Below are 4,232 nucleotides of genomic sequence, written 5' to 3'. Positions count from 1 at the left end.
GCACGAAATCTTATTTATTCAACAAAGCCCTCCCAGAGTTACAGCAAATGCTGGAGCTACGTAAAGCTGGGCAACCAATTGATCTGGCTAAGCATAACGAAATTATCACAACATTGCGTTATGTTGCTCGGGCATTTGATTTATCTATTCCTGAACATTGGTTATGATGCCAGTACCATATCTTAAATAAGATATGGTACTGGGTTTAAAAAGGCTGTTAGGCAATCATTCTTTGAAAAAGCTTCTCCAAATAAATAGAACCTGTATCCTCTAGAAAGAGTACGTTACGTTCTTCAATCTTATCTTTGGATTCAGATACATTGATTAAATCAACGAAGCGTGTTTCAGAAATAATAAACGCACTCAAGCTTAAGCTATCATCAGATAATCTTTTCTCAAGTTCTTTGATTTCCTTGTATAAGCCAAATTTAGCATCATTAAGATTCAGATTCCGAATGCCTTTTGGATCAATCAAGCTTAGCCATTGCTTCCCACTTTCGTCGTCAACTAGCCACAATAAAAAGTCAGGATAGAAGTTACCCGCGGTGGCGAAACCTAAACCTTTACTTTTGGTATCAGCATTGCGCAGCAAGTATAAACTTTTATTGCCGATGATTTTCTGACCTTTGGGTGTTTCAATGAATTCTTGTAAGTCCTTAATGAAGGTTATCTCGCTTGGCGCATCAAATGCTGTTGGGCGCATTTTCAGCGGTAAATCAGAATTTTTCTCAATTGAAAGAAGGGGGTAGTATAGATGCTTGTCGAAGGTTACAGCAATCATGCCTGGAGCATTCCAGGATTTAGCTTTACCAATTTCGCCGTTAATTACCAGTTGTTGTAACTGCTCCAGTCGGCTGGCATAAGCCAAACCATCATCAGTTTCTTCGATCTCAAAATGGTACATTTTGACCATTCCAGGGTCATCTTCATTCACCTGTGTGATTTCATAAAACTGACCTTCATAAGCATTTTTCAATGCGGTGTAAAAACGGTCGGTATAATCAGTCAGCAGACGAAGCATGATGTCTTCCTGCTTAGCAATATCTGCATATTGCTTAATCTCAAGCTCTGAAGCTGGAATCAAAAGGGTATACCAACTATTTCCTATTTTTGTCTTATCGGTACAAAAGTCGATCAAACGTTGCTTATCCAGCCGTAAATTTGACCAGCCACGTTGTAGCTTATAATTTTGAATAGCTAGATAAAGACGATCAAAATCAAATGCACTAATGACTTTATAATCTAATTTCGCTTCATGGCGCACATTTACGGGAGTGCTATCCCCTTTTCTGGTTGTATCAATCGACTCTATTTTAGGGTATAAGTCCAGTTTTATATGTGGCTGCTTAATTTTCCCCTGAAAGTCAGCAGGGACTTCATACAGTTCAGGGAAATAAACACGTTTAAAACCGAGCTTTTGATTATCTTTATAGCCGTCTTTAAGCTTAAGAGTTTTAAGCTTGATTGCAGGTATGTTTGGACGAGTTTCAAAATTCAGCTCAAGGATCTCGTCACTTGGTGTGATCCCTTCATCTTCAAGGTATTGTTTAAAGGTTGCCATGTAATCGGCGCGTACACCGAATACATTTAACGTTTCTAATTTTTCCAGATGCAACCCTTTAGGACGCTCGGCAGGGGTACTTCGTTTCAATGAATAATTGCGCCCTTTCAGGCGCACGCCACGACCAAATAACTGAATGATCTGCGAACCTTCACCGCGGCCCATATTGAGTAGACCCATAGTCGAGACACGCCAACTGCTCCAGCCTTCAGTAAATTTTCGCGAGCCGATCAAAATATGCAGTCGAGAATCTTTATCATTTAACGTATGAAATAATGACTTCGCAAAATCATCTCTCTGATAATCAAATGTCGTATCCTCTTCACACATTTTGTAAAGAGATGGCGAATCACCAATATTGATAAGACCAAATGGTTCGGCCTCACCGACCTGTAATGCCAGTTCACCTTTACTGCCTATTAAATTCAGAACTCGCAGCCGCTGACCAGAATGCGTGGTGTTAAACATGCGAGAAAGAATATCTCCATAGATATCTTTAGGACCGTTCATTAATGCAGTAAAGCGATTTTCAAAAATGTTACGCTCTTTGGTATCTAGAATTCGCGCTTTGTTTTCAATGAGATCATTAATCCACGATTTTGCCTGCTCTTCGTGATTCAAAAACCACGCTAAAAAACGCAATACAGCGTGAATGTCTGAATCTTCACCACTTACTGTATTACCGACAAAAACCCACAACGGTTTTTCGATATTAAACGCGGTTAATTTTTCTTTATTCTTATTGAATAAATATTGTTGCTGATAAAAACTGAGCAAACAAGCCGTAAAATATTCATACCGCCGCTCATCTTTTTTATCCTCTTTTGGATTTAGGTTAAGAATAAGCGATTCTTTGCCATAACCATCTTCATAGAAGAATTTATAGGAGTAATCGAACAAAATAGACTTCCCATAGACTTCTCTTGTCGCCTGAATACGTGCATCACGCTGTTCTTCGCTGGTTAATGCTATTTGATCTAATTGTTCTGCACTCAGTTTACCCAACGCAGTTGTTTCAAAAAGCAGCTTTGCTTTTTTCTTCTGAATTTCTGTTTCAACTGCCTCAACATTATTTCCACCCGCAACTGCCTGGCCAAAAGTTGCTGAGTATTCGAATGCAAAGCCATCACGTGTTAATTTGTCGCGACGACGCATCCAGGCACCAGCAGCACTCCCTGTGCCTTTATGCCCTTCATCAATTAATACCAGATTATTACCTTCGAATGCTTCTACGGCGACTGTTTTATCGCCCATTTCATCGGCGAGTTTATTGATATCAATAACTTCAATAGTACCTTTGAAGGGGGCTGATTTACTTTTATCAAACAACTGGTATTGGGTAAATCCTGAGTCTTCCAGTTCATCTATATGTTGCTTCGACAAGCGTTCATCCGGCGTGAGCAGGATAATTTTATCCGGGTAATGATACATATTACCGTTCTGGAAATAATGTAAATATTGCAAAATATTCACATGCAATAGCAATGTTTTACCAGAGCCAGTGGCGTTCCAGTATGCCAGTTTATTCAAATCATCCAGAATATAAGATTTGAACTGATTAACCCGGCCTTTTGCCGTTTTATCATTTTCAGCATTGTATACTGCCAGCTCGTTATTTAGCCCATCAAGTAATTGTTGTTTACGATTAAAATACCAGTCCAGGTATATCTCGGTAAACAAAAGTGACAAGTACTGAAAATATTTCATATTCAGTACGGTGTCTTCTTTACGATTGCGGTGCTCTGTGATCTGCTGCCAGTGCTGCACAATATTCAGATCGTAACGACGCAGTTCATCGAGATCGATAATATCGACCTCGAACAAGTAGTTACTCAGCTCATGGAAGAATAAGCTTTGGCCATCTTCATGGATGCCTTCAAAGCGATCTTCACCTAACCGATTCTTCAAACCTTGCAATGTACCATCTTTAAAAAAATGGAACATAAAGCGGTTTAAAACTAATTGCTTATGAAAGCTCAGTTTGCTATTTGTCTCTTTTTTAACTGCTTTGCCGGTGGTCGGTTTTTTAGCCATTCTTAAACCTCCTCAGCAAACATCAGGTTCAGGAATTCAGGTTCGATCTGGCGAATTTTCAGGCTACGAACAATCTCACCGTCTTCTTCATCAACGGTAAAGGCGGTAGGTAAATTATGATCGCCATTGATATAGATGATATCAAACGTGTTTTCTTTTGCATACAAATCGAATCGGTTGGCATATTTATTCAATTCTTCATAACCGATTTCGATACCCTTGCAAACACACTATCCGCAAAAATTTTAGATCTTGCAGATCATGTCCATTCTGAAGCAAGCCGAGGCCGGAACACCGGTGGCGGAACTGTGTCGTGAACATGGCATGAGCAACGCCAGTTTCTATAAGTGGCGTTCGCGTTTTGGCGGGATGGATGCCTCCATGATGACTCGTCTGAAAGAGCTGGAAGACGAAAACCGCCGCCTCAAAAAATGTATGCTGAAGAGCGCCTCTAAGCCGAAATCATTCAGGAAGCCATGGCAAAAGTGGTGAAGCCATCGCGTCGAAAGCAGATGGCGCAGGATGCGGTCAGGAGCCGGAATGTCAGCATAAGTTTTGCCTGCCAGTTGTTTGTTGTCAGCGAAACTTGCTATCGCTATCAGCCTCAGCTGAATGAGGAAAATGAGGTCATTGCCGA

General features: G+C 40.4%; 1 protein-coding gene and 2 pseudogenes. 1 reads left to right on the top strand and 2 read right to left on the bottom strand.

Features of this window, described 5'->3' with window-relative positions:
- Positions 1 to 217: 217 nt before the first annotated feature.
- On the bottom strand, positions 218 to 3,595 hold the full coding sequence (locus tag FDW88_RS04435) for a DEAD/DEAH box helicase family protein (protein ID WP_137362101.1): 3,378 nt from the start codon (positions 3,593 to 3,595) through the stop codon (positions 218 to 220).
- Between the two features lie 2 nt (positions 3,596 to 3,597).
- Positions 3,598 to 3,807: pseudogene (locus tag FDW88_RS04430) on the bottom strand (hypothetical protein); the annotation flags it as partial.
- 49 nt (positions 3,808 to 3,856) lie between these two features.
- Here FDW88_RS04430 and FDW88_RS04425 point away from each other — a divergent pair.
- Positions 3,857 to 4,232, top strand: a pseudogene (locus tag FDW88_RS04425) (transposase); the annotation flags it as partial.

The sequence above is a fragment of the Citrobacter sp. wls829 genome (genome assembly GCF_005280825.1).
Classification (GTDB): Bacteria; Pseudomonadota; Gammaproteobacteria; order Enterobacterales; family Enterobacteriaceae; genus Citrobacter; species Citrobacter gillenii.
Note: the sequence above shows the minus strand (reverse complement) of the source record. Positions and strands in the feature narration are given on the sequence as shown.